17 protein-coding genes are annotated in these 26,096 nt (G+C 51.2%); 10 read left to right on the plus strand and 7 right to left on the minus strand.

The features are described 5' to 3' along the window. Positions 1–34 precede the first annotated feature (34 nt). Together F4Y64_03320 and F4Y64_03325 are read left to right on the plus strand one after the other, a co-directional pair. Complete coding sequence (locus F4Y64_03320; GenBank protein MXX96627.1) at positions 35–367, plus strand: histidine triad nucleotide-binding protein; 333 nt, start codon at positions 35–37, stop codon at positions 365–367. Continuing rightward, the gene (locus F4Y64_03325; protein MXX96628.1) at positions 327–2,378 is read left to right on the plus strand and encodes a hypothetical protein; all 2,052 of its coding nucleotides are present in this window, start codon (positions 327–329) and stop codon (positions 2,376–2,378) included. Before F4Y64_03320 ends, F4Y64_03325 begins: the two co-directional genes overlap by 41 nt. Positions 2,379–2,507: 129 nt before the next feature. Here F4Y64_03325 and F4Y64_03330 read toward each other — a convergent pair whose 3' ends face one another. Further along, the gene (locus F4Y64_03330; GenBank protein MXX96629.1) at positions 2,508–3,503 is read right to left on the minus strand and encodes a cation transporter; all 996 of its coding nucleotides are present in this window, start codon (positions 3,501–3,503) and stop codon (positions 2,508–2,510) included. Positions 3,504–3,685: 182 nt separating this feature from the next. Between F4Y64_03330 and F4Y64_03335 the strand changes: the two genes are divergently transcribed. After that, positions 3,686–4,324: a dephospho-CoA kinase gene (locus F4Y64_03335; GenBank protein MXX96630.1), complete on the plus strand. Its 639-nt coding sequence runs from the start codon at positions 3,686–3,688 to the stop codon at positions 4,322–4,324. On the opposite strand, the gene F4Y64_03340 is transcribed toward F4Y64_03335, so the two are convergent. Both F4Y64_03340 and F4Y64_03345 read right to left on the minus strand, forming a co-directional pair. Beyond that, positions 4,302–5,357 (minus strand): histidine kinase, encoded by a 1,056-nt coding sequence (locus F4Y64_03340; GenBank protein MXX96631.1) that lies wholly within the window; start codon positions 5,355–5,357, stop codon positions 4,302–4,304. The genes F4Y64_03335 and F4Y64_03340 overlap by 23 nt on opposite strands. 16 nt (positions 5,358–5,373) lie before the next feature. Then, entirely contained in the window at positions 5,374–6,111 is a 738-nt protein-coding gene (locus tag F4Y64_03345) for a response regulator (protein ID MXX96632.1), read from the minus strand. A gap of 308 nt (positions 6,112–6,419) precedes the next feature. On the opposite strand from F4Y64_03345, the gene F4Y64_03350 reads away from it, so the two are divergent. Continuing rightward, entirely contained in the window at positions 6,420–8,645 is a 2,226-nt protein-coding gene (locus F4Y64_03350; GenBank protein MXX96633.1) for an amino acid permease, read from the plus strand. A gap of 1,028 nt (positions 8,646–9,673) precedes the next feature. Further along, positions 9,674–10,873, plus strand: coding sequence for a glycogen synthase (gene glgA, locus F4Y64_03355; protein ID MXX96634.1), 1,200 nt, complete (start codon positions 9,674–9,676; stop codon positions 10,871–10,873). Between the two features lie 62 nt (positions 10,874–10,935). On the opposite strand, the gene F4Y64_03360 is transcribed toward glgA, so the two are convergent. After that, a complete protein-coding gene (locus F4Y64_03360; GenBank protein ID MXX96635.1) occupies positions 10,936–11,880 on the minus strand; it encodes a ThuA domain-containing protein in 945 nt (314 codons plus the stop codon). Positions 11,881–11,906: 26 nt separating this feature from the next. On the opposite strand from F4Y64_03360, the gene F4Y64_03365 reads away from it, so the two are divergent. Next, positions 11,907–13,379 carry a sulfatase-like hydrolase/transferase gene (locus tag F4Y64_03365; protein ID MXX96636.1) on the plus strand — a complete coding sequence of 491 codons (1,473 nt, stop codon included), beginning with the start codon at positions 11,907–11,909 and terminating at the stop codon, positions 13,377–13,379. 2 nt (positions 13,380–13,381) lie between these two features. Here the strand turns inward: F4Y64_03365 and F4Y64_03370 are convergent, their stop codons facing one another. Beyond that, the gene (locus F4Y64_03370; GenBank protein ID MXX96637.1) at positions 13,382–15,769 is read right to left on the minus strand and encodes a prolyl oligopeptidase family serine peptidase; all 2,388 of its coding nucleotides are present in this window, start codon (positions 15,767–15,769) and stop codon (positions 13,382–13,384) included. A gap of 1 nt (position 15,770) precedes the next feature. After that, a complete protein-coding gene (locus F4Y64_03375) occupies positions 15,771–19,094 on the minus strand; it encodes a TM0106 family RecB-like putative nuclease (protein ID MXX96638.1) in 3,324 nt (1,107 codons plus the stop codon). A gap of 121 nt (positions 19,095–19,215) precedes the next feature. Between F4Y64_03375 and F4Y64_03380 the strand changes: the two genes are divergently transcribed. Then, on the plus strand, positions 19,216–20,346 hold the full coding sequence (locus tag F4Y64_03380) for a sorbosone dehydrogenase family protein (GenBank protein ID MXX96639.1): 1,131 nt from the start codon (positions 19,216–19,218) through the stop codon (positions 20,344–20,346). A gap of 350 nt (positions 20,347–20,696) precedes the next feature. On the opposite strand, the gene F4Y64_03385 is transcribed toward F4Y64_03380, so the two are convergent. Next, entirely contained in the window at positions 20,697–20,984 is a 288-nt protein-coding gene (locus tag F4Y64_03385) for a hypothetical protein (protein ID MXX96640.1), read from the minus strand. 92 nt (positions 20,985–21,076) lie between these two features. Here F4Y64_03385 and rnc point away from each other — a divergent pair, with 92 nt between their 5' ends. The 3 genes from rnc (at position 21,077) to creD (ending at position 26,061) form a co-directional block, all read left to right on the plus strand. Next, positions 21,077–21,799, plus strand: a complete 723-nt coding sequence (rnc, locus tag F4Y64_03390) for a ribonuclease III (GenBank protein ID MXX96641.1) — start codon at positions 21,077–21,079, stop codon at positions 21,797–21,799. A 67-nt stretch (positions 21,800–21,866) separates the two neighbouring features. After that, positions 21,867–24,716, plus strand: a complete 2,850-nt coding sequence (gcvP, locus tag F4Y64_03395; protein MXX96642.1) for an aminomethyl-transferring glycine dehydrogenase — start codon at positions 21,867–21,869, stop codon at positions 24,714–24,716. Positions 24,717–24,720: 4 nt separating this feature from the next. Then, positions 24,721–26,061 (plus strand): cell envelope integrity protein CreD, encoded by a 1,341-nt coding sequence (gene creD / locus F4Y64_03400; protein MXX96643.1) that lies wholly within the window; start codon positions 24,721–24,723, stop codon positions 26,059–26,061. The last annotated feature ends 35 nt before the right edge of the window (positions 26,062–26,096 follow it).

Here is a 26,096-nt window from a genome sequence, read left to right on the forward strand (position 1 = left end):
TTGTTCAGCGCAGAGAACATGACAGGTGTTTTTTATGTCAACTTTGTTTGAGCGCATCATTGACGGAGAAATTCCGGCCGATCTCATTTACGAGGATGAAGTATGTGTGGTTTTCCGGGATATTGCCCCGCAGGCACCAACCCATGTTTTAGTCGTTCCGCGCAAGCCGATACAGGCACTTGATGATGACCTGGACGCTGCTCTTGCCGGACATCTTCTGGTTGTGGCAAACAAAATCGCTCAACAGGAAGGACTTACAGGCGGTTATCGCGTAGTCATCAATTGTGGGTCCGATGGAGGACAATCGGTGGATCATCTTCATTTTCATGTACTCGGTGGTCGCTCACTTGAGTGGCCGCCCGGTTAGGCCGATCACCAAGATGCATGGAGCTTCTCACAGTCGGTGGCTTCTGATCGTCTGTGTATTGGTGTTGGGGTTCTCCAGTAATCGCTCTTGGGCACAGTCTTCACTGCAACAAGAGACGGAATTTGCCCGTGAAGTGAATCGGTATCGGTGGAGTTCAGTCACTGCCTGGAACGCAAATCTTGGCCCCTGGCAGATTGATATGACTAACCGATTTATATCGGATGCGTATCTCCAATATGACAACCGACTTCGTTTCCGGGATGAAGATCGCCTGAATTTTACCGCGGTGCGTCCAATCAGACCTCGCTTCAGGGCAAGCATTCACGGGGATCTTGATTGGTTTGGATCCGGTCGTGCATCGTCCCAGTCACTATTGTTCGGGATACAGATGAATCCTTTTACAGCACTGAAGCTTGAGACGGCAGTAGGGGTCGGATCGGATCGCCGACCAGGAATTGTACAAGGCGATCAGAGGGCTCCTTCGCGGGTGGATACCGGACCTGCAGTGGCCGTGTCGGTGGATTTGGAGCCTCGTGAGATTCAAGGGTACCAGGTCTCATTTTATTCCGATGCCGCGTGGCAGCGTATCGCACCACGACGGGTTGGAGATTTGATGTTAGCAGCAGCAGCAGCCCGGTCATTCGGTTCAGGGCGACTGGAGTCGCGTGCACGCTATTCCAGTCGTCGGAGGGATACCTACCAGGCTGCGTCGTTCCTGAATCGGGGACAGATCCGTGATCCAGAATCAATTGAGGCGACAACCAGTGACACGCTGGACGCAAATGTCCTGATCCAGATTCCTGTCATCAGTGGACTTCGCGTGATTGCGCAAGCCGATGTCCGGCTGAATCAACGGCGCATCCGTACCCCGAGAGCCCCCGAAGAGTCAATTACTTTCGAGACCAATTTTGCACGTCAGGCATTCACCGGGCAGTTCGGTCTCCACTACGAACGCGAGCGTGTTGATGCGCAGTTGCGTGCTGAGTATGGGGCAATCAACGAGCGGCGAGTCCTCAGCAACAGGGATGAGTTACCTCCTTCTGAAGTGGCACAAAAAAGAACGCTCCTGCAACAGGCAGATTATGATGAAGGAGTCTTTGCGGTAAGCGGGAATGTGCGGGGAGATATTTTGCCTGCACTTTCTTTTCTTTTTTCAGGGAGTTCACGGATTGTGCGGCACGATACGCCCCTGGTGAATCTGGATGATCGGGACGAAGTGTACCATACCGCAATGTTCACGCTCAGCCATCGCCGCAACCGCCATTTACGAGTGGAGGCAAGGATGTTTGGCTCCTATCATCATACGGTGTTTTTGAATGCCGAGCGCTCGGCAGAAAACAATATCCAGCGCACATTACGGCTGCGTCCATCTATGGATTGGACCCCGTCTTCACAGACGCGTATTCGGCTGGCCAGTGAGGTGCGGGCCACATATACGACCGATGATTTTGTGCTACCCGGACGCAGGTCATCCGATCAGTCTGCGCGTGAGATGCGCCTCGAGTCAGAAATAGAACATCGCCTCTTCTCTGACACGGACCTAAGGCTTTCCGCCAGTTTTTCGGACTTACGCCTGGGACGTCTGAGGTGGGAGGAGTTTACCGAAATTCCGTTTGACACACTCAGGACCTACAGCGCCTGGCTACGAATACAGTCGGGGCGTCGACTCCGTGGAGAACTGGGGTGGCGTACATTTTTGCGAAGTGATTATGACAGAGCAATTACGGTACAATACCAGCTACCCAATGATGAGGTAACCAGTACGCGTGGGAGTATCACCAGAAGAGGGAAACGATGGGTCATACAGACCGGTCCGTCAGGTGCACTCTATTGGATACGGGGCCAGACGACTTTGCGTCTGGATGCATGGGCGAATTGGCAACAGCTGAGATATCGGCTTTATGGTCAATTGCCGGCAGCTAATGCCGAGATCATTCGGCGAGCCGCTCGGAGGGGTACACGGCGCCTGATCCCACTCATTTCATTAAGTGTGTTTTGGCAGATGGATTAATGCAAGAATTTGCCGCGACACAAAGCGTTCGACACTCAATGGTCAAGCATGTCTCGGGACGAACCTAGTGCCGTCGGGCGTCAAAAAAATAATCACTAAAGAACCCTTCATCAGTCTGACAAGGCAGGGTTAGGACTGATCTGCCAGCGCAAGGAGGTTTTCTACATGATGATCTTCCGTACACCGTGTGACACTTGACTCCAATTGAACGGTCATGTGACCGATGTTGTACTGGTTTGTTACCATTTCTTTGATTCGATCAAGTATTCCTTCCCGATCCGTCACATGTTCGCCGATCACCACATGCGCCGTTAGTGCATCACTGCCCTGCGAAAGTGTCCAGACATGGATGTCATGAATCAATATCACACCGGGCAAGGCCTCAATAGATCGACAGAGCTCGTGAACATCAACATGTTTGGGGACACCCTCAAGAAGGATCCTTGTTACACGCCGTACGATTGCCAGCGTACCACTAAGAATCAGGAGGGCCAAAACGAAACCAAGTATTGGGTCAAGCCAAATTTCCAGCCATTCCCCACCCGTTGGATTCCACCAGATAAGCCCACCTGATACCGCGATTGCAGCCGCGCCCAACAAATCTGCTCGTACATGTTGGTGGACGCCAGCAACGTTAACGCTATGCCCAATGGATCTGTACAGGATGGTTGCAGCGGCTAGATGAACCACAAAACCTAGCCCGCCGATCATAACCATGATGGCGCCGTCGGGCGCATGCTCGTGACTATGTGCAACCGTGCGATTGAAGGCCTCAAGCAGGATTGCTACGACGAGCAGCCACAATGCAAGCACATTTACCAGCGCAGCCATGATTTCGTAGCGCTCGTACCCATAGGTATGTCGCTTCGTAGCCTTTTTTTCGGCAACATTCATTGCGACCAGTGCCACTCCAATACAGAATGCATCTGTCAGCATGTGCCCCGCATGCGCCAAGAGGGACAAACTACCCGAAATAAGGCCAGCTACAATCTCAATGATCATGTAACCACCTATCAGAAGGGCACACCAGAGCAAATGTCGCTTGCTTGCGCCACGCAGATCATGCGTGTGGCCACTTGAGAACAACTCACCGTGGCCCGGGGAATGAGCATGTTGATTTGGCATGTCTCTCCTCGAAATGAGTAAGAAAAAGAGAATATTGCTTAATGATACAGTTCGAAAGTCAGAAAAGAGGAACGGGGCTTATTGACTAGGAGCGGGGTAATATGAATTGATGATGCGTTCAAATCGTTTTCGTCTGGAACGTACCTTTTATGGGCAACTGTGGTGCACAAACGTTAGGCTTAATGTGTGATGTTCGAACGCTGGGAGTGACGGGAGGAATCGGAAGTGGAAAGTCCACGGTATGTGCGTATCTGGAAGATCTAGGGGCCACAATCTTCGAAGCAGACCAGGTGGCACGGGACCTCATGGAATCCAGCGATCATATACGCGAAGCGGTCATCGAGTCATTTGGTCGAAAAAGCTATAGACTAGATGGACACTTAAACCGGCCCTGGCTGGCGGCTCAGTTGTTCAACGACGAAGTCCGCCTAGCGGAAATGAATGCAATCGTACATCCAAGAGTTGGCGAGGCTTTTGATCGTTTGAGGCATCAGTTACGGTCCGGTTTACTGGTTCATGAAGCGGCCCTCATCTATGAGGCAGGATTCGGAGGCCGTCTGGACGCGATCTGCGTAGTCAGTGCTCCAGAGAATGTTCGCATCAAGCGTGTGGTGGCTCGTGATGGAATACGTGCAGGTGAAGTACGTGCGAGAATGCAACGGCAACTGCCTCAAGAAGAAACAGAAGGCCGGGCGGATGTGGTTTTGGTCAATGCAGGTTATCCGGGTGAGTTACGCCGTAAAACCAAAAAGCTCTACGAATTGGCCATGGATCAGGAAACACTCAGCCCTGAGAATTTCAAGGCATTTCGTCGATTGTAGGAAGCACAAACCCGAACGTGGAACCACTTCCCGGAAGGCTTTCGACCATTAGCTGACTGCCATGTGCGCTGAGAATATGTTTCACAATTGCTAGTCCCAGGCCGGTACCGCCAAGTTCTGATGATCGGCTGGGCTCTACCCGGAAAAATCTTTCGGTAAGACGTGGAATATATTCGGGGGAAACGCCAACTCCGTCATCAACAACAGAGACTTTGACGGATCCATCGTGCAATCGCCGGGCAATCACTTCAACCTGTCCACCGGTTTGACCATACTTAATGCCATTATCAATCAGGTTACTGAGAACTTGGCTGATATGATTGCGGTCTGCAATAACGTCTGGCAGATCATCAGGCATGGAGAGTCGTACGGCGATTTCTCTGTCTGAGGCCATGGATTCCAGTGATTCAAGAACTTCCCCGCTCAGTTCGAGCAGGTTGAAGGGTTGCTGATCCATGGAGAGCTCCCCCTTCTCGATTCGTGCAACAGAGGATAAATCCTCGGCAAGGTTTCCAAGCCGGGTTGCATTCCTGAGGACTTTATGAACAAAGGAGCGACGGACACGCTCATCGTCCAGAGCGCCGTCCAAGAGTGTTTCTGCGAATCCGCGGATCGCAAAAATGGGTGTCTTGAGTTCATGAGATACGTTGCCCAGAAACTCACTCCGATAGTTCTCCATGCGCTCGAGTTCCTGCATTTGATTGGCAACGCGTTGATCCGCATCGTGAGCAAGATTGATCAGATAGCTGAGTTCATCGCGCGGGAGTGCCGTCTCCTTTTTGGGGAGAGTCGCGTCGTTTTCACCAATGCCTGCAAGTGTGGATTGCAATGCAGACATGCGTTGGGTGACCATCCAATGGATTCCCACAAAGGTGACGAGGCCGACGATCACACTTATGGATACAACAACCCACCAAGGCATCCGAAAACCAACCAGGGCAGCCAGAAATAGCGTGATCAAGACGAGCAGGCATACACGCCAGGATACTCGGTAGGCCAATAGGCCTTTAGGGACTTGTTGAGCAGGGGTCATGCCAGGCCTCCGAAGCTCACTTACGTTCTAGGAAGCGATAGCCAACACCTTTAACGGATTGGATGTAATCGGTCCCCTGATATTTCCCCAGTTTTTTATTGAGTTTACTTACGTGAACATCAACCGTGCGCTTGCCAACTTCCACTTTCATCCCCCAAACCCTCTTTATCAGATTCCTTCGCGTAAATACGACGCCTGGAGAATTGGCCAGAAAGTATAACAGATCAAATTCTCTGCGAGTAAAGTTGATCTGCGTCCGCTCTTCGCCGTTTTTCTGAAATACCCAATACCGATCCCGATCAATGTCAAGATCATGAATACTCAGGATTGAAGCACCGGGAATGATTCGTTGGGTTCCACGCAAGAGGGCTTTGATCTGGGAGACAATGACATCAATGCCAAACGTTTTGGAGAGATAGCTGTCAGCTCCGACATCCAAGCCCTGGATGTGATCTTCTTCTTCGGAACGTGCAGAGAGGAATAGAATGGGGACTGCTTTCAGTCTGGAATATTTTCGAATATGCCGACAGACATCCAGTCCGTTCATGCGAGGCATCATGATGTCAAGCACGATGAGATCAAGAGCTCTGGTTTCAACGATGTCAAGTGCTTCGACGCCATTCCTGGCCGTAATGGTTTTCATTCCCAACCGCTCCAGGTTGTAGCGCAACAGGTCAAGAATGTCATCTTCGTCATCTACGATCAGGATGGTATAGGAATCCTGAGCAGCAGCAATGGGGGAGATTTCTGACATTGGAGTATTATCGGGCACATGAAGTACAAGCGCAGCACGCAGCCAACAGTAAAACTACGAACTTGCTGGTCAAAGAAGTAAATCTGTTTGTTGGAACTGATATACGTGCATTCGGAGACGGCTGAGCAGAGAGAGGAACACAATGTCCAATGTAGCACACGGAAACGATTCCTTTCTGACTCCTTGCCTTGTACGGTTGAGTCGGGAATTATGACAATTATACGACATCAATTCGTAGCTTATTGGGAGGTATAGATTGGTGGGGTATGGTTTATTTCAGTAGGTGAGACAAAGGTCCAGGATTAAATATGCGGGCAACAGATCGTGGTTACGGATTTGGAACACTACCGGTATTTCTTGCTGGGATCAGCACGATCCTGGGGGCGATCATGTTCCTGCGCTTCGGCTATGCCGTGGCTCATACGGGACTTTTGGGGGTTGTGGGGATCATACTTCTTGGTCACCTTGTGACGATCCCAACCGCCCTAGCGCTTGCAGAAATCGCAACCAACCGAAAAGTAGAAGGTGGGGGCGAGTACTTCATTATCTCGCGATCGTTCGGAACAACGATTGGCGGGGTGATCGGGATCAGCCTGTATTTGTCTCAGGCAATCTCGGTGGCCTTTTATATGATTGCGTTTGCCGAGGCATTCACGTGGTTGGAGCCGATTCTGGCGGATCAGTTCGGGATTGGTTTTGATACACGCCTCATCTCCATCCCTGCATTGGTGCTGCTGCTGGCCCTTGTGCTGACGAAGGGGGCGGCCCTGGGAGTCAGGGTGCTGTACGTGGTTGCAGCGATTCTCTTTGGGACCCTGCTCCTGTTCTTTCTGGGGACTCCTTTGGAAGGGTTTGATCGGGATGCAGTCAGTCTAACGGAAAAGATTGCGCGTCCCGACTCGTTCATCGTCGTATTTGCAATTGTTTTCCCTGCATTCACGGGTATGACGGCCGGTGTAGGCTTGTCGGGAGATTTACGGAATCCTCGCAAATCTCTGCCAAGGGGGACGTTATGGGCGACAATTGTCGGGATGATCGTCTATATCGGAATCGTCTTCAAACTCCACGTCAGCGCCCCTCCTGAGGTGATGGCGGAAGACCAGTTGATCATGGCGCAGGTTGCTGTTTGGGGGCCTGCCATTCTGATCGGGTTGTGTTGTGCGACCTTGAGCAGTGCGATTGGATCAGTCCTGGTGGCGCCCCGGACCTTGCAGGCTTTAGGCGCAGACAGTACGCTGCCAGGCAAAGGATTGAATACGTGGTTATCGCGTGGAGTAGGCAAGGCAAATGATCCTCGACATGCGACGATGATTACAGGGGTTTTGGCGATGGTGATCGTCACTGTAGGGAGCGTGGATCTTGTTGCAACTCTGATTTCGATGTTCTTCATGGTGACGTACGGGTCTTTGTGTGCGATCAGTTTCCTAGAGCATTTTGCTGCGCGACCGAGTTACCGCCCGAGCTTCCGGTCCCGGTGGTATATCAGCCTTCTCGGAGCTATCATTTGTTTCCTTTTGATGTTCCAGATCAGTCTGTTCTTTGCAACGCTTGCGATTCTAGTTCTGGTAGCACTGTACCAGGCATTGCGCATAGGGAAGCGGGGAGAGGGAGATTTGGCTTCACTATTTCAGAACGCGATCACGCAAGCAACCCGCTACATGCAAATTCGCCTGCAGCAGCGACGCGCGGACCAGGTCGCTGACGAGTGGCGTCCGAGCGTGATCATGGTGAATGATCGCACCTTTGATCGACGCAGCCCGTTGATGATGCTACGGTGGTTGTGCCACCGATATGGGTTCGGTACCTATGTCCATTTTATAAAAGGTCGGTTAACTGCCGCCACATTCTCCGAAAGTAAGGAGATCAAAGAGCGATTGCTGGAACGTGCAAAAAGGGAGCAAAGTGCAGTATATATGGATACGGTCGTGAGCCCGTCCATTACCTCAGCGCTGGCGCAAACACTTCAGGTCCCTGGGGTATCCGGCATGTCGAACAACTCAATCCTCTTTGAATTTGCACAACGGGATTCCGTGGATGTGGTCAAAGACGTGGTAGATCAGTGCAAATTTGCGGCGAACACGGATATGACACTGATGGTACTTCGTCACAGCGAGACGCATTTTGGCAGCAGAAATTCGATCCATGTGTGGCTGACATGGAATGACAGGGACAACGCAAACACAATGATTCTGCTGAGTTATATCCTTTTAGGGCACCCGGACTGGGCAAAGGCGCAGGTACAGGTTTTTGCGGCCTTGCCGGGAGTGGAAGTAGAGCGGACCAGACAGGAGTTTGCCGAGTTGATCAATGAAGGAAGGCTACCCATCTCGGAGAAGAATATTGAGTACATGGCGATTGACAATATCGAAGCATTCCGCAGGATGGTTTTTGAAAAATCCTCCGACGCGGACTTAACGGTGGTTGGGTTTAACATGAAAGGCCTTGAAGAGCGGGGGCCGGGGGTATTCATGAATCACGCAAAATTGCACGATGTATTATTTGTGCGAGCTCCGAGGCAGATAAAAATAGATTAGGCACTTCCTGACAAACCGTTGACCCCCAATACATGCTTTCGGCTCAGAACAACCATATCTGACGGCTCGTTGCAAATCGAATAGGTCCGGTGATTCCCTGCAGCCAGAGAATCAGAAATCATTGAAATCCGAACAACGCGTATTATTAAACTATAGACGAACGTGCCGACCTCGAATCATCCTCCCGACCCCGAATTCCCATGCGTCAGGACATTAACCGGAATCCAACCCTTGACCTCATTCCTATAGGGGACATTCAGATCAACCCGAAATCCCGGGACGACATTGACCGTGTGTTGCGAGTCTTGCAAAAGATTGGCTCCACCAATTCATTACGGGAGCAGGTATTATCGGTTATGAAGAAGCATATGGCTGCTGCGGGGGTGCGACAGGATATTGGTCGACCTGGAATGAGCTATTGGCGCATGTTTGTTCTGATGGCGATAAAAAACACGCTCAAGTGTGACTACGACCGATTGGCAGCACTGGCGAATTCATACATCCAATTACGCCAGATGCTGCAGCATGGAACTTGGGAAAGGGATTATCTCTACTCACATGTGGTCATACAGGACAACCTGGCTAAAATGACGGACGCTCTCATGCGGGAGCTCAATCCCATTGTGACAAAGCAGGGTTTGAAGAGGTTGACCCCGCCTCCAGAGAGATCACAAACACTCCCGCGTACAGGGAGGAAGGCAAAAGGACCTCCTTCGGATGTCAGATGGCTCTATGATGCGGTAACACGATCTGTGGATACGGCGATCAAAGCCGCAAAGGCAAATGACTTCACAAGTTGGCGCCAACACGCATACCTGAAAAGAGTCTTTGAGAATGCCTACCAAATGCTTGACACGTCAAGCAGCTATTCGGGAGACCCGGATCTTGTGAAAAATTTTGTAAGAGTGTGCAATAAAAGAATAAAGAAATGCAAGAAAACGCATGCGATGATCGTAGAAGCCGATCCTGAATCTCCTTGGCTTGTCCAGCTGGGCGAGGCAACCACGGAGGCAGAGAAACTTTATGACATGGTTGAGCCAAACAAAGTTAAAGTAACGGTTCTGACGAATGAATACCCACCTAATATTTATGGTGGCGCAGGAGTACATGTTAAGTATCTCGTCCGGGAATTAGCCAAGCATCATCGGGTGCAGGTCTATGCATTCGGGAAACAGAGGCGGAGTTCCGATGCTCTCAGCGTAAAGGGAATTGCAGATACAGGAGCGCCCAAGGGACAGGATGCCCGGTTCAACAAGCTCTTTAGTACTCTGCACCGCAACCAGGTGATGGCTGCTGCCGCCGAGGACACCCAGATTATTCATTGTCATACGTGGTATTCTCACTGGGCTGGTATTCTGGTTAAGCAGCTTACCGGAGGGAAGCTGGTGCTGACGACCCACAGTCTGGAGCCGCATCGGCCCTGGAAAGCAGAGCAATTGGGGCGTGCATACCACATGAGTTCCTGGATTGAGAAGACCGCATACCAGGAGGCGGATGCTGTGATCGCGGTGTCACCTCAAATGAAAGAAGACGTTGTGTCGCTCTATGGAGTCAGCCGCAGGAGAGTTCATGTGATCCCCAATGGAATTGACCTGGAGGAATATCAACCTACGTTTGACGAGACCATCTTGCGAAGCTATGGGGTAAACCCGGAAATCCCCTATGTCCTGTTTGTGGGGAGAATCACCCGACAAAAGGGAATCATTCACCTCCTGCATGCAATTGCTCATCTTGATCCAGGGACCCAGATCGTCTTGGCTGCCGGTGCTCCAGACACACCCGAAATTGAAGCGGAAATGATTCAGGAGGTTACTAAGCTCAAAAAGAGTGACGAGCACCATGTAGTCTGGATCCGTGAAATGATGCCCCCCTCCGAGTTGATTGTGCTCTACTCCCACGCCCAGGTCTTTGCGTGTCCATCGGTATATGAACCATTTGGAATTATTAATCTTGAGGCCATGGCGTGTGAAACAGCGGTCGTGGCAACCAACGTAGGCGGGATTCCTATGGTTGTGGTAGATGGAGAAACAGGGTTTTTGGTCGAACTTGAGGGGGATGGGTTTGCAGAGCGACTAGCAGACAGCGTCAATCAATTAATGCGGGATCCTGAGCAGAGCCGCGCTATGGGACTCCAGGGGCGTGCGCGTGTCGAGGCCAAATTCAGCTGGGAAGTAGTCGCGAAGCAGACTGCAACACTGTATAAGCGTCTACTGACAAAAAGACGATAGTACTGTTGCCGGACTACACAACAAGTGTCCGAGTCCAATTTTGATCAAGCAGGGAGCCTCCTCTACAGCTCCGCCGGTCGCATGTTGGGTTTGAATTTGTCCCCAAACCCGGAGTTGTTTGGTTCATAGGGCAGAACCGGTTCTGCATTCGCTCCGCCGTCAGGAATCTCATGGTCCAACGCCCACAGGATGCCATTCAAGGCTAGCTTACGCATGGACTCGTCCTTGAAATCATACGGGTGTCCAAGTGTAGTGAAGAATACTTTTGCAGGGATTCCACTTGTTCCCGTGTATGTCTTGGTCCATGCTACCGGATTCGTAAGGGGAAACTGGTCCAAACGCCCCGCATTGGCGTGATTTGATTGCAATGCTGTGCCATTAAGAAGAACCTCGCTGTTTCCATGAAGCTTCCAATCTCCACCATCTACGTGGTAAAGCCAGGAATAAGCATCAAATCCGGTCACTCCACTGAGAATCGGATGCGATTGCATCTGTTCTGCAATCTCTACACGGGTCAACGGAGCTTCACCATCATCAAAATGGCCATGGTGAGTGATCCACTGCTGACCGAAGACACGCGTGGGCCAGTCGTTGTTCAAATGCTCTCTTTCTGCGTCATCCTTGTACAGGAATGCGTGCGTAGTTGTGCGAAACCCAACCATCGGCTTCCCGGATTCGGCAAACTTCAGGATATAATGTGCCTGCGAGTCGGGAAGTGCACGAAATCGGGTGAAGAGAACCATCATGTCCGCATCCTCAAGCTGCTCTAACCCTTCAATATTATCCAATACATTCGGATCAATGAAACCCTCCTCATTCAACGCATAACAGATGCTGACCTCAAACCCATAATCCCTTTTTAATATTCTGGCCAGCATCGGCATGGATTCCTCCGAGCGGTATTCCTCATCTCCGGTTACAAATACGATGTGAGGTGTTGAGGACGTCTGTGCTGTACCGGTTCCCGCGAGGAATAATCCGAGCACTACAATTAACAGAGTTCGCATAATAGAGGCAGAGTTGTTTTGAAGCAATGTACAATATGGATGTTAAGATAGGAGTAGATGACCGTATATTAGATCCAAACCATTCGCAGGCGTATGCAACCATGTACAGATTGATCCCTGTCTTACTTCTAATTGCCGCGTGTAACACTCCACAAAGGGCGCCAATCAACGTGCTGTTGTTGTACACGGATGACCAGAGATATAATACCATTGGCGCCTTGGGAAATGAGGAAATTAGAACGCCCAATATGGACGCACTCGTTCAGCAGGGCATCGCCTTCACTCATGCCCATACCATGGGAGGCCAACACGGTGCGCTCTGCGCTCCCAGCCGAGCAATGCTCATGACAGGGCGACCACTCTTTCGACTAGATGGCACGGGAGATCATATTCCACCAGAGCACGTCATGTTGCCGGAGGTGGCAGCTGAGGCAGGATACGTGACGTTTGGTACCGGGAAATGGCATAACGACCGCGGCTCTTTTGCACGGGCGTTCCAAACAGGAGACAATATTTTCATGGGGGGTATGCATTGGCCAAATGTAGGCGGGCACGAAGCACCCCAGTTACATGAATTTGATTCTACAGGTACGTACCCCAATACGGCCCGCCGTAACGTCGAAGGATACTCAAGCACACTCTACGCGGATGCAGCGATTGACTTTTTGGCGGAAGCCAGCGCAATGGACCAGCCGTTTTTTGCTTACGTATCCTTCACCTCGCCACACGATCCAAGAACTCCACCTGAACCCTTTGCGAGTTGGTATCATCCAGATTCAATCTCTCTACCACCCAATTATTTGCCAGAGCATCCCTTTGATAATGGTGAGTTGAAGGTTCGGGACGAGATGCTTCGGGAGCACCCTCGAACTGAAATGATCGCACGTGAGGAACTCGCGCTTTATTACGGAATGATCAGTGAGCTGGATGCCCAGATCGGGCGCATTATCGATGCACTAGAAGAAAATGGACAACTGGAAAACACCCTCATTGTGATGGCAGGGGACAATGGGCTGGCGGTTGGTAGCCACGGCCTTCTGGGAAAACAAAATCTTTATGAGCACAGCATGCGGGTACCGCTCATCATCGCAGGCCCTGGGATTCCCGCAAATGAACAGCGAAGTCAGTTAGTCTACGTTTTCGACATTTTCCCAACTATTGCGGAATATCTGAGCCTCCCCTTGCCCCCAACCGTTGAGGGGGAAAGCCTACGGCCCATAATTGAGGACTCCCAGTTGCCGGGACGTCAGGCAGCATTTTATGCGTATCGGGATCTTCAGCGTGGAGTGCGCACGGCAGATGGGTGGAAGCATATCCAGTATCAGGTAGATGGAGTCCACACCGAACAGCTCTTCGATCTGAACACGGATCCGTACGAGACGGAAAACCTGACAGCAGATTCCACACACGGATCGAAGCTTTCCGAGATTCGCGAGTTGCTCAAACAGGAAAGTGCAAGATGGTCTGACCCCCTGGATCTGACCGTCCCCAATTGGTAGCGCTAAGGGCGAATGTGTTCTTCAAAAAGCTTGAGTATTCGACGGTATTCATCCGTCCAACTGGAAGGCTCCTGGAAGCCATGCCCTTCAACAGGATACAGGGCAATCTCCCAGTCTTCCTTGCCAAGCTCGATCAGACGCTGACCAAGTCGGACGATATCCTGGAATTGCACATTCAGGTCGATCATGCCATGTGGCATGAGTAATGGGTCCTCCAACCCTTCTGCAAAGTTGATCGGTGAACTGCGGGCGAACGCCAAAGAGTCAGTTGCCGGTGTATTCAAAATGTTGGAGGTGTACGTGTGATTGTAGTGCGCCCAGTCCGTTACACTCCTCAGGGCTGCTCCAGCACCAAAGTGCTCCGGCTCCGTGAAGAGGGCCATCAAAGTAATGAACCCGCCGTAAGAGCCTCCGTAGATCCCGATATGGTCGGGGCCAATGCCATAGGTCTCTGTGATATACTGCGACGCATCCACATAGTCTTGCAGATCGCGCCCTCCCATATGGCGGTAGATCGCTGTGCGCCAATCCCTACCATATCCGGCGGAGGCCCGAAAGTCAACTTGCATGACCACATAACCCAGATCCGCCAGGAGGTTGTGGAACATGTATTCGCGGTAGTAGCTGGACCACCCGTCGTGGACATTCTGCATGTAACCTGCCCCATGCACAAAGAGGACTGCAGCACCATTGGGCTCAACTGGTTCAAAGACATGAGTCGGGACCATGACCCCATCAGACGCTTCAAAGTGAATCGTTTCCGGTGCACGCCATGAATATGCAAGCCAGGTTTCGGTCTGTGAATGGGTGATCCGGGCAGCTTCCTCCGTGGGTACCTGCAAAAATACCTCGGGCGGACGGGTCTGAATGGAATTCAAAATGCCAAGCATATCTCCGTCCGGTGCGATCACCGCTGCATTGCGTCCAGGCAATGTTGTCAGTCGCTCACGCTTTCCACCCATGACCGGCATCTGATAAAAATGACGTATTGATGGCGAGCCTTCGCTGCTGGTAAAAAACCATGTACGCCCGTCTTGGGAAAGTTCGGGGTCAAAAACCTCGAATGGACCGTCGGTAAGCTGATTCACTTTGCCAGTTTCAACATTGACCGTATATAGGTGACTGTGGCCACTCGCTTCACTCTGGAAATAATAATGCCGGTTATCTGGAAGCCATCCACCGGTACTGCCACCTCCGAACCAGGAAATTCCCGGTCCCGCAATCCAGGCCTCATCATGTTGCCGGTCCAGGAGATCCAGTGTACCGGTCGCAGGATCCAGTCGTGCGAGCCATCGATCCTTGTTATCGTCTGTCCGCACCTCCAGGACTGCATGTTTGCCATCTGCGCTCCAAAACGGACCGAAGCTAAACAGCGCCCGCTTGGATTTGGATGAATCTACCCCTACTCCCTCTTCACGCATGTATTTTGGCACGTCGTAAGCCCCCTCAAGTTGATGCAGCTCAATCTGATACGTCGTATCGCGCGTCAAATCTTGTATATGAAGATTACGCTCCAGGGGTACTCGGCCTACTTTGACCCGCGCGTTAAGCACCTCCGTATAACCACTTTCGGTAACCCAGTCCATTGCCCGTGTGCGTTTACCGGACTCGGGGGGAGGAGAGGTTACAAAAGAGACGTAGCGCTCGGTTGGATCCAGTTGTAGTTGTGATATTGATTTTGATCCTGCATACCATGTTGGTGGCGGATTGAGTGCGTTTTCATCCCGTTCACGGGCAGCGTTACGGAGCTCGTCTTCTTCTTGCTCTTCACGGATGATTTCGAAGAGCTCGGACTGTTGCGCTTCGAGGAAAGCGTCCTGTTCATCCGGTTTTGATTCACTCGGAGCACGTCCATCCCTGAGGTCGGTGAGCTGAGCCAGAGTGCCGGAATCAAGAGACAGTTTATAGAGATTATCATCGCGCTCGAAAATGATCGCATCTCCTGCAAGGGAAAACCGGGGCGAAGCCTCAAATCCGCGTGTTTGGGTCAGGCGCGTTTGGGTACCCGTCTCGCGCTCGAAGAGATAGAGATCACCTCTTCGGACGTACACTTTGTAAGAAAAATCGGAGTCGTATACATGCTCCCCATGTTGCCAACCATCGAAGACGGGCCCTTGATTGAGCCGCTCATCGCGGGACACCTGTTGAGGTGTCAGGTCCTCGCGAGTAATCTTGAAGAGTGAATCACTTTCAAATTTCCCCATCGGGTTCCAGTTGAAATAGAGTGTTTGCCCATCTTCACTCCAGTATGGCGTGGAAGGCCAATCCCCGATGTAGGAAGCAGGGTCCTGCATGATCGTCGCTACGGAAAGCTCTGATTCTTGCGCGAACGCAGAGACGGTAAAAAACAGAACGAATAGCGAGGCGCTGATAGGTTTGAGAAAGTACATGTTACAATTTGAGATTAAGTGTGTCTAAGGCACAAAGGGCGTTTACCAACCGGATTTGATTGGCTGATTTGCAGTTTGATGCCAGGAGCCGTGGCGAGGCAAAGACCAGACTTAGTGCTTTCCCTCGGCTCAAAGCTACATTAATACGGTTTCTGGAAAGTAAAAATCCCATTCCCCGAGGAGTATCGTCTGCTGATGTTGAGGTCATTGAGACCAAGGCTACGGCAGCTTCCTGTCCCTGGAATTTGTCTACTGTTCCCACCCTGACTGCATCGGGAAGTAATTCGCGCAGCATATTTACCTGTGCATTGAAAGGGGCTACAACAATAATGTCCTTGGGCTTAATCGGATTGGTCACCCGATGACGATCCCTCCAGGAACCGTTGAGTAAACGTCCAATGACGGAATTGATCGCTTGGCCTTCTTCTTCACAATGCTGCATACGAGGCTCTTGGTGGGTGACTGGAACATGATAAGCACCTGCCTCTGGGAGAGATGGTGTAAGTACGGCTTGGTGTACGGTGTCCGGGTTGGCATGAAGGCGCCCTTCGTAGAATTGCTCGGAAATGTACTTGCATAGTTTGGGGTGCATCCGCCAAGTCTCTTCAAGAAAGATACCTTTCTCCGGTTCCACAAGTCGGCTGGCTCCAAGCATCCATTCCAGACAGGATAGGCTAGCTGGTTCTGGATGGCTGGCCTGAATTACTTGTGGCAGCTGACAAGGATCGCCAATCATCACAATATTTTTGGCGCTCAGGGACATCCCGAACAGGTTTGCCAGGGATACCTGGCCAGCTTCATCAATAAAGAGGTAGTCGAATTGATTGGCCATCTCAGGTCGACAAAAAAGCCATGCAGTTCCGCCGACAATACTTGCATTGGAAAGGGAAGGGCTATCATTTGAGGTTGTGACCGGGTATGGGGGATTGGTCGCCATTCTTGTTCGACTGGAGATCTTGTGGACGATTGTCGGCCTTGGAGGATGTTCTACGGAAGCATCAACACAACCTGTCAATACATTCCGAATTGCTTCGTGGCTGTTGGACGATACGGCAACACGGTATCCCTGGCGAACAAGCGACAGAATCGCTCTTGCAGAAACATAGGTTTTCCCCGTTCCGGGAGGCCCCTGGACCATCAGTACAGTGGATTGCATTGCATTCACAGCCCGCTGCATCCGAGTGACTGAAGGAAGATTTTCCTTGCTCAAAACAGAAGGGTCACTCAAATTAGGAGTATTCCGATCAAGAAGGTCCCTCGCGGCCGGTGGTGTGTTCCCTGAGCATATGTGCTCGGTTAGTCTATGAATGGCACCTTCAATCACATCCGTCCGTATTGCGAAGGAGGGTAGCAGATCCAATTTATCCGTCAGGTATTCCGCTGCTTTGCTACCGATTCTCAGGGTCACTTCACGCTTTTTTGCATCAAGGTCCTGGATTGTGACCGTTTTGATCACCCCATCGTACGCTGCGATACAAGCATCCTTATCCGCGGATAATTTCGTGAACTGCGGAGGAAAGGAGTACTTGCCCTCGATTGACCGATTGGCAGGGTACAGTTTTCTGACGCGCAGGCCGGCCAGGCAATCCGTATCCTCGATCAGGTCCTCAAAAGATTTCTTGGATGCATCAAACACGGCCCAAGCCTGCGGTTTCTTTTCGCGATAATGAAAGAGCCCGAGGTTAATCAGGGCTTTTTTCAATCGGGGAGGTATGGAAGAATTAATGATTTTTTCTTTGAATTCTTCGATGGCCTGAGCTTTCTCAAGTGATCGCTTGGTTTGAGCCTCACCTAATTCTGCCGGTTCGGATTGGATAAGTCCAGGACGCAGATAGAGCAGCCAATTGCGGAGCTTTTCTGTAGATTCGCAATCCACCTGATTATAATGCTCCAGCTCCTTGAGATCATCGGCAGCGGTTGGATCTGCTGCATCCCGCTTAAGTCGCCAGTTATTATATGCGATAATGGACCCGGATGCAGTCGTCACGCTCCCCGTCCGGCTTCCCATATAGAAAACTTCAAGGCTTTTGAGGGAATAATTTTCTTCAGATGCGAAAATACCTCCACGAACAACAGCATAGAGGTCAACAAACCTTTTTTCCCGCTGCCAACCGTCCAGTATTTCTTCACCAAAGCTGTACTTGATGGTCAGACGGCGAAGGGCCGTCATTTCATAGGGGGCATAGTGATAGATATGTGCGTTGGGGAATTGCTCAATTTGCCGCTGAAAGAACTCAAAAAGCTCTCGGAGTCTCTGATGCTCCTCGGAATGATTGTGGGCCCAGAGGGCTTTGAACTGATTGCGGTACCAGATACCGTGTAAATATTCCAGCCCTTCTTCCCCATCTTCACGATAATGTGGATTACCTTCAATGTCATAGAATAGATCTCCTGGATCAGGTTTGGGCAACAGATCAAATCCTTTGCCCTTGACATGACGTCGTAATTGAGAGGTAGGTCCACTGCCGTTTCGTCGTCCTATCTGCAGTCGTGCCTGGGTATGAAGGTTTCCCAGAGTTTCAGGGGCCATCTTGGCCACCTTCTCATGTTTCTTGAGATTCGCCAACGCCTCCATTGTTGTGATGCCTGCATTTTCTAAACGCATCACCTGCTGCCCTCGAATACCGGCAACCATATAGAGGCTGTCCTCGTTCTCCCACTGGGTGTTGCATCTATCGCGCCATCGGCACAAGTCACACTCGGGACATCGCCTTGGGACGGTATCCTCAGGATTCTCTACAAACTGTGTCAATCGCTTTCGCAATTGGCGTACATAGTCTGCATATTCATCCAGTCTGTGTGTAGATCGGTCGCCTCCACCAAGTTGTAAGTGCCCATACTCGGGCTGAAGTCCCTGAATGTTTCCCAGTAAGTCGGAATAGACAACCAGTTGCAGGATATGCTTGGGATCGGGTGTGCGTTTCAGCTTCGTGTCAACGACTTCATAGGAATAACTCCCCAGGTCAGAGGGCTTTTCAACACGTTCCAAAAAATCTACATAGCCGTGCCAATTATGCCCTTGGAGTGCACCCTGATAGATAACATCAACCCCTCTATGGAGTGCAGCAACTGTTTTTTGAACCGCATCAGGGCCTTGCTGAATCGAAATAATTGTCTTGCCTGCGCGCTTGAGAGAATTCAGGTAATTCTGTTCATGTTCATTCCCCAACTGGCTGAGGAGCTTTAGATCCTCTGAATCGGGAGTAACTTCAAGATCTTCTCCTCGCGCCTTTCTTAGGTCCAGATGAGTTATATGTTTGCACGCGGAAAACCGCTGAAGGTCTGAGGCGTAGAGTTGTGGCGTGCCGTCTGGACCCAGCTTCATGAATTTGACATGGTAGTCATGTTGCAAAGTTACTGCCGTCTCCTTAATTTGTTGAAATCTATTGGATCAAATGTACCCGCCGATAGATTGCCTGTATCAATTAACCACTAATTCTTGTCTCATGCGCAGGATTTCATTGTTGGTGACCGCCGCATTGGTGCTTACCGCCACGCATCTTTACTGGTCGGATGACCATCTTCCACTAGAAAAAATTGTATTGCCGGAAGGATTTACGATTGAGGTATACGCGGACAGCGTACCGAATGCTAGACAGATGGCACTCTCCCCAAACGGTGTACTGTATGTTGGTTCGCGCCAAAGTGGCACCGTTCATGCAGTCGTGGACTCTGATGGCGACATGCATGCAGAGGGGTTGTTTCTGATTGCCGAAGATCTTGAGTTACCCACAGGACTAGCGTATCGGGACGGATCGCTATATGTTGCAGCGGTCAGCCGTATTCTGCGATATGATGATATTGACTCCCAGCTTCAGGATCCGCCAGAACCGGTTGTCGTCGTAGATGATCTGCCAACCGAACGACACCATGGATGGAAATTTATCGCGTTCGGCCCAGACGGAAAGCTGTACGTGCCCGTAGGCGCTCCTTGCAATGTTTGTGAGGAGCCAGACCCTTTTGCCACGGTTCTGCGCATGAATGCAGATGGATCAGAAAGAGAGGTGTATGCACGAGGCATTCGAAATACGGTCGGCTTTGACTGGCACCCCGTGACAGGCGAGCTGTGGATTACAGATAACGGAAGTGACAACATCAGCCCTGATCCCGCCATCACAGATAATTTGCCCTCCTGTGAATTGAATCACGCGCCGGAGCCGGGGCTACATTTCGGGTACCCGTACTATCACCAGGGAGACACCCCCGACCCCGAGTTTGGAGAGGGGCGTACAGCAGATGAGTTCACCCCGCCCGCGATATTGCTCGGTCCGCATGTGGCACCTCTGGGGATTGATTTCTATACGGGTACGATGTTCCCAGAAGAGTATCAAAACCAGGCGTTTATTGCGGAGCATGGGTCATGGAATCGCAGGGAGAAAATTGGTTACCGCGTTAAACTGGTTCACTTTGACGAAGCGGGAATGGCCACAGGTCAGGAGGTTTTTGCTGAAGGTTGGCTGGATGGTCAGGAGGATTGGGGACGCCCAGTAGATGTTGAAACCCTCCCCGATGGATCCATTCTCATCAGCGACGATAAGGCAAACGCGATTTACCGTGTTACCTATTTAGACGATTAATCCTGCCCTCGCCCAGTCGCTCTTTTTGTTTGATGATGGCAGCACGTAATGGGATCATAACGAGGAGGTAGGGGGATATTCCGCCGCGGTTATGAAATCCTGAGCAATCGAAAAGCAAGAATCAGTCGACCGTTGCGTCGCATGCTTTTCTGGTTCGGCTTCTTCGGCTGCGATGGTTTTCAGATCTTCAACCCTGCGCCTGAGCACGCTCACCTCGTTCTCGGTCGCCTCAAGACAGGTGGTTAACTCCTCCAATGCAACCTTGCCACCATGTCTGACTTTCCTGTCCAGAGCGCGACCAATCCTACGAGTGCAATTGTGACGAATGCACCCTGAAATGGGCGGAATAATTATATCCGATCTACCTTGGCACTTTGTGCGATCATCTCGGATGCTTCCAGATTCACCGTTTCCTTTCTGGAAGGATCCTCAAGTAATCGAGAGACTACAATTGATTCGAGGTTTTCGATGCGTCGGTGTGCCGCTTCAAGTGCGTCTTCTGTCTCACTTAACCGTGCGACATACTCATCTGCGAGCGGCGCGTCCATTCGCGCCTTCTTGTATTTTATCCATTTTTCGAAGGCCGCGTAAGAAAAAGAAGCTAAAATTGCTATGACCGGAACGAGTACCCAGGGCATGATCTACGGGAAAACTATTTTCAGGGACAGGAACCGTCAGGGATACTCCATTTTGAGTGTGTAGTTGCATGATCGTACGATTTGGTCAAACACTGCGGCGCATTCTTCAGCGCAGAAAGCATTCCCGTTGGATGAAGCTCGAAGCGGTCCTCGGGATCCGTATCTACAACTTCTCCCTGTTTGAAAAGGCACTGCGACATCCCTCCGTGGAGCGGAATCAGACATACGGGCCACTCCAGTCCTACGAACGACTAGAGTTTCTGGGGGACGCAATCCTGGGGGCAGTCGTCGCAGAGTATCTCTACAAGAGGTTTCCGGAGGAAATGGAAGGGTTCCTGACGGATATGCGATCCAAACTGGTAAGCGGAGACGCCTGTGCAAAGACGGCTCGTGATCTTGGGTTAGGTGAATTCGTTGAATTCAATCCCTATGTCGAGCCCCAGGGCGGGTACGTAAATGATTCCGTTCTGGCCGACTGCCTGGAGTCCATCATTGGTGCAATTCATCTCGATAGTGGTATAACCAATTCCCGAAATTTTATTCATCAGCACATCTTGGAGCGAGTGGATTTGCAGGAGCTCGTCACTAAAGATGACAACTATAAAAGCAGGCTTCAGGAATTTGTACAGTCAAGGGGTTGGTCGCAGCCAGAGTACCTTGTTACAGACGCAAGTGGTCCTCCACACGACCGCATCTTCACCATTCATGTTTATGTCGATGGGGACCGCCTCGGAAAAGGGCAGGCAACCAGTAAAAAGAAGGCTGAACAGCAGGCGGCTCATCAGACGTTGAAGTTCCTCTCTCTTGGTCACTAACCCGGTCTTAACTGGATTTTTGGAAAATTCACGGTCTATTTATCTCGCGACACATAACTGATTAGCAATGGCGACACATCTACCACATGCAGATCGTTTTGCCGCCCGCCATATCGGCCCGTCAAAGACAGATGTTCAGGGCATGGTGGAAGCGCTCGGTCTTGATTCACTGGATGAATTGATTCACGAAACAATCCCTGAATCTATTCTGGATAACCGGCCCCTGGAGGTGCCCGAGGCTCGTCCAGAGCATGTTGTGATTTCCGATTTAAGGACTATTGGGCGCCGCAACAAGATCTTTCGATCCTATATCGGGATGGGATATCATGACACGATCACCCCACGGGCGATCTTGCGCTCGGTTCTGGAAAATCCATCCTGGTACACGCAATATACTCCCTACCAGGCCGAAATTTCTCAAGGGCGTCTGGAAGCGCTTTTAAACTTTCAGACTGCTGTGATTGACCTTACTGGTATGGAGATTGCCAATGCTTCTTTATTAGACGAAGCAACGGCAGCGGCAGAAGCCATGATGATGTTCTTTCGGCTTGCGCGCAAGCGCAACAAGTTTCTCGTCTCTACCAACTGCCATCCCCAAACGATCAGTGTGGTGAAGGCAAGATCCATTCCTCTGGGGATAGATTTAGTCGTTACCGATCATACATCTTTTGAATTTACTTCCGATGTGTTTGGAGCACTGGTTCAATACCCGGCTTCAGATGGAGTGATTGACGACTATGAAGAGATCTGTAAAGAAGCCCATCAGGCAGGTGCATACGTAGCGGTGGCTGCAGATCTACTTAGCCTGGCTTTACTCCGTGCACCTGGACAATTTGGGGCCGATGCAGTAGTGGGTAACTCTCAGCGATTTGGAGTGCCGCTCGGGTATGGAGGCCCGCATGCTGCATTCTTTTCCACAAAAATGGCCTTCCGCCGTCAAGTTCCTGGGCGCATGATTGGTGTTACCGTGGATATGGACGGCAAACCCGCATTACGCATGGCTCTGCAGATGCGAGAGCAACACATCAAAAGAGCACGCGCAACAAGCAATATCTGCACCGCACAGGTGTTGCTTGCTGTACTGGCCGGTGCCTATGCCGTTTTTCATGGTGCGGAGGGAATTAGAAACATTGCCCAGAGTGTCCATATGTGGACGCTTGCTCTCGCAAAAGGACTGCAAAAAAATGGCTACCGCCTACGACACCAGGACTTTTTTGATACGATCTGTATTGAGAATCCACCCGACGATCTTCAAAAAGAAGCAGAAGCCCAAGGGGTCAACCTACGGTATCTACCCGATGGCAGTGTCTGTATCTCTCTAAACGAGACCACCACAGAAGCGCATGTCAACACCCTGCTTTCCTTGTTTATTACAGGAACGTCCAACGCTGGACAACTGGTCACATCCATGCCAACGTCTTATCAAGGCATCTTGCCCCGTGTGACTCCATATTTGACTCATCCTATTTTCAGTCAGTACCGCTCGGAAACAGAGTTGATGCGCTACCTTCACCGCCTTGCGGCGCGTGACCTGTCCCTGACGACCAGCATGATCCCGCTCGGCTCCTGTACGATGAAGCTGAATGCGGCCGTGCAATTGGCTGCGGTGAGCTGGGCCGACTATAATGGACTGCATCCATTTATTCCCCTTGACCAAGCCACTGGCTACCAGGAGATCTTTTCAGATCTTGAGCGATGGTTGAGTGAGTTAACGGGGTTTTCAGCAGTGTCCCTGCAACCAAATTCAGGCGCGAGCGGTGAGTATGCGGGACTCCTGGTCATTCAAGCCTATCTGGCCAGTAAAGGGGAGGCACACCGAAATGTGTGTCTCGTCCCCGACTCTGCTCATGGTACGAATCCTGCCAGTGCTGTGATGGCGGGAATGAAAGTCGTGGTCGTGAAGACACTAAAAAGCGGGGATATTGATTTCGAAGACCTGAAAAAAAAGCTTTCACAGCACAGCGATCATCTGGCGGCGCTCATGATCACGTATCCAACAACGTACGGGGTGTTTGAAGAGCAGATCCGTGAAATTTGCGACATAGTGCATGTGCATGGGGGGCAGGTGTATATGGATGGTGCGAATATGAACGCCCAGGTAGGTCTGTGTAAGCCTGGAGATTTTGGAGCCGATGTGTGTCATTTGAATCTGCATAAAACCTTCGCCATCCCACATGGCGGCGGTGGGCCAGGTGTGGGCCCCATTTGCGTTGCCGATCATCTAGCGCCTTTTCTACCGGGACATCCCCTCATCCCAACAGGCGGAGACCAGGCAATCGGCCCCGTCGCGGCGGCCCCGTACGGGAGTGCGAGTATCCTTCTGATCAGTTGGGCCTATATCGCACTTCTCGGCCCCAATGGACTCCGGCGCGCCTCGGAAGTTGCAATCCTGAATGCCAATTATCTGGCTCACCGTTTATCCGAGCACTATGAGGTCCTGTTTCGCGGCCGGAATGGGCATGTAGCCCATGAATTCATCCTTGATGTGCGACCACTGAAACGTACAGCGGGTATTGATGCAGTCGACATCGCGAAGCGCCTGATGGACTATGGGTATCACGCCCCGACGATGTCCTGGCCCGTTGCTGGCACCATGATGATCGAGCCTACCGAAAGCGAATCCAAAGCAGAGCTGGATCGTTTTTGTGAGGCAATGATTTCAATCCGCGCGGAAATAGCAGAAATTGAAGAAGGAGTCCAGGACGAAAAACGCAACATTCTTAAACAGGCACCGCATACTACAGCATTGGTATGTTCGGATGAATACGATCTTCCTTATACTAGAACACAGGCGGCATTCCCTGCGCCTTGGACCAGGGATCACAAGTTTTGGCCCACAGTCCGCAGAATTGACGAGGCGTATGGTGACCGGAATTTGGTTTGCTCTTGCCCCCCGATAGAAGAATATCAATCCTAAGTTTATGGCACACGAAATTCTTGAACGCCTAGGCAAATCTATCGAGTTGCGCCTGGTCGCTATCGCTCTGATCACATTGATCTTGATGATTCCCGTTGCAATTGTTGGGCAACTGATCCTTGATCGCAGTGAGCGGCGTGAGGAGACTCTGGCCAATACAGGGAGCGAATGGAGCGAAAAACAGACCCTCCTGGGGCCCGTGATGGTCGTCCCCTATTCCAGTTCCGAATATGTCAGTGGCACGTCTGGGGAATCTCCTGTAACCGTGCGTTACGCATTTTTTCTCCCAGATTCGCTCACGATCACCGGTACCGTCGAACCGGAAATCCGATACAGGGGTATCTACCAAGCGGTCCTTTATTCTGCAGACCTTACGATCAGTGGAAGCTTCCCGGAAGCGGACTTTAGCCGATGGTCGATTAACGAAGACGATATCCGGTGGCAGGAGGCCTTTATTGCACTTGGGATCACAGATATGCGGGGGATTAAGGACGAGATCCTGGTCAACTGGTCTGACACGTCTCTGACCTTCGTGTCAGGGATGCAGGAGGCAAGCATATTGGCACCGGCGGGAGTCAGCACTCCAGTGACGGCGAATGAGCCCAGCGAGTTCAGCTTCAGCCTTGGGCTTAATGGAAACGATGAACTGATGTTCATCCCTGTAGGCAAGACAACTCGGATTGACCTTTCTTCCTCCTGGCCCTCGCCCAGCTTTCGGGGTGCCTTCCTTCCTGATGAACGAACGATCACAGAAGATGGCTTTTCTGCCAGCTGGCAGGTTCTGGACTTAAACCGAGCATTTGGCCAGTCATGGCGTGGGGAGAGTGAGGACTCATTGCTGGATTCTTCTGCGTTCGGTGTTTCACTCTATCCTCCGATCGATCAATACCGCAAAACACAGCGATCTACCCGTTATGGATTCTTGCTGATCGGTTTGACTTTACTGGCGTTTTTTCTGACTGAGTTGCGGATCGGTCTGCGGGCACACCCATTCCAGTATATACTGGTTGGTTTGGATCTTGTCCTGTTCTTTCTGATGCTCCTTGCACTTGGAGAGCATATGGCATTTGATTTGGCCTATATCCTTTCCAGTATCGCAACGATCGGGCTCGCGGCACTCTACGCCAGAGCGATTTATCGCTCACTCGGCGTTGGCCTGTTGACTGCAGGCATCCTGGCCATTCTATACACGTTCATTTTCCTGCTCTTGCAATTACAGGACTACGCCCTTCTGGCCGGCAGCATTGGTCTATTCCTGCTCTTGGCAATCACCATGTATCTGACCCGTAATTTTTCAAATCTGTCCGCGTTGGCACGTTTAAGAAAGAGTGACGATCCAGAGTGATCATTGTACATGACTGGAAACCGCATGGGGAGTTG

This window comes from Rhodothermaceae bacterium, assembly GCA_009838195.1.
Taxonomy (GTDB): Bacteria; Bacteroidota; Rhodothermia; order Rhodothermales; family Bin80; genus Bin80.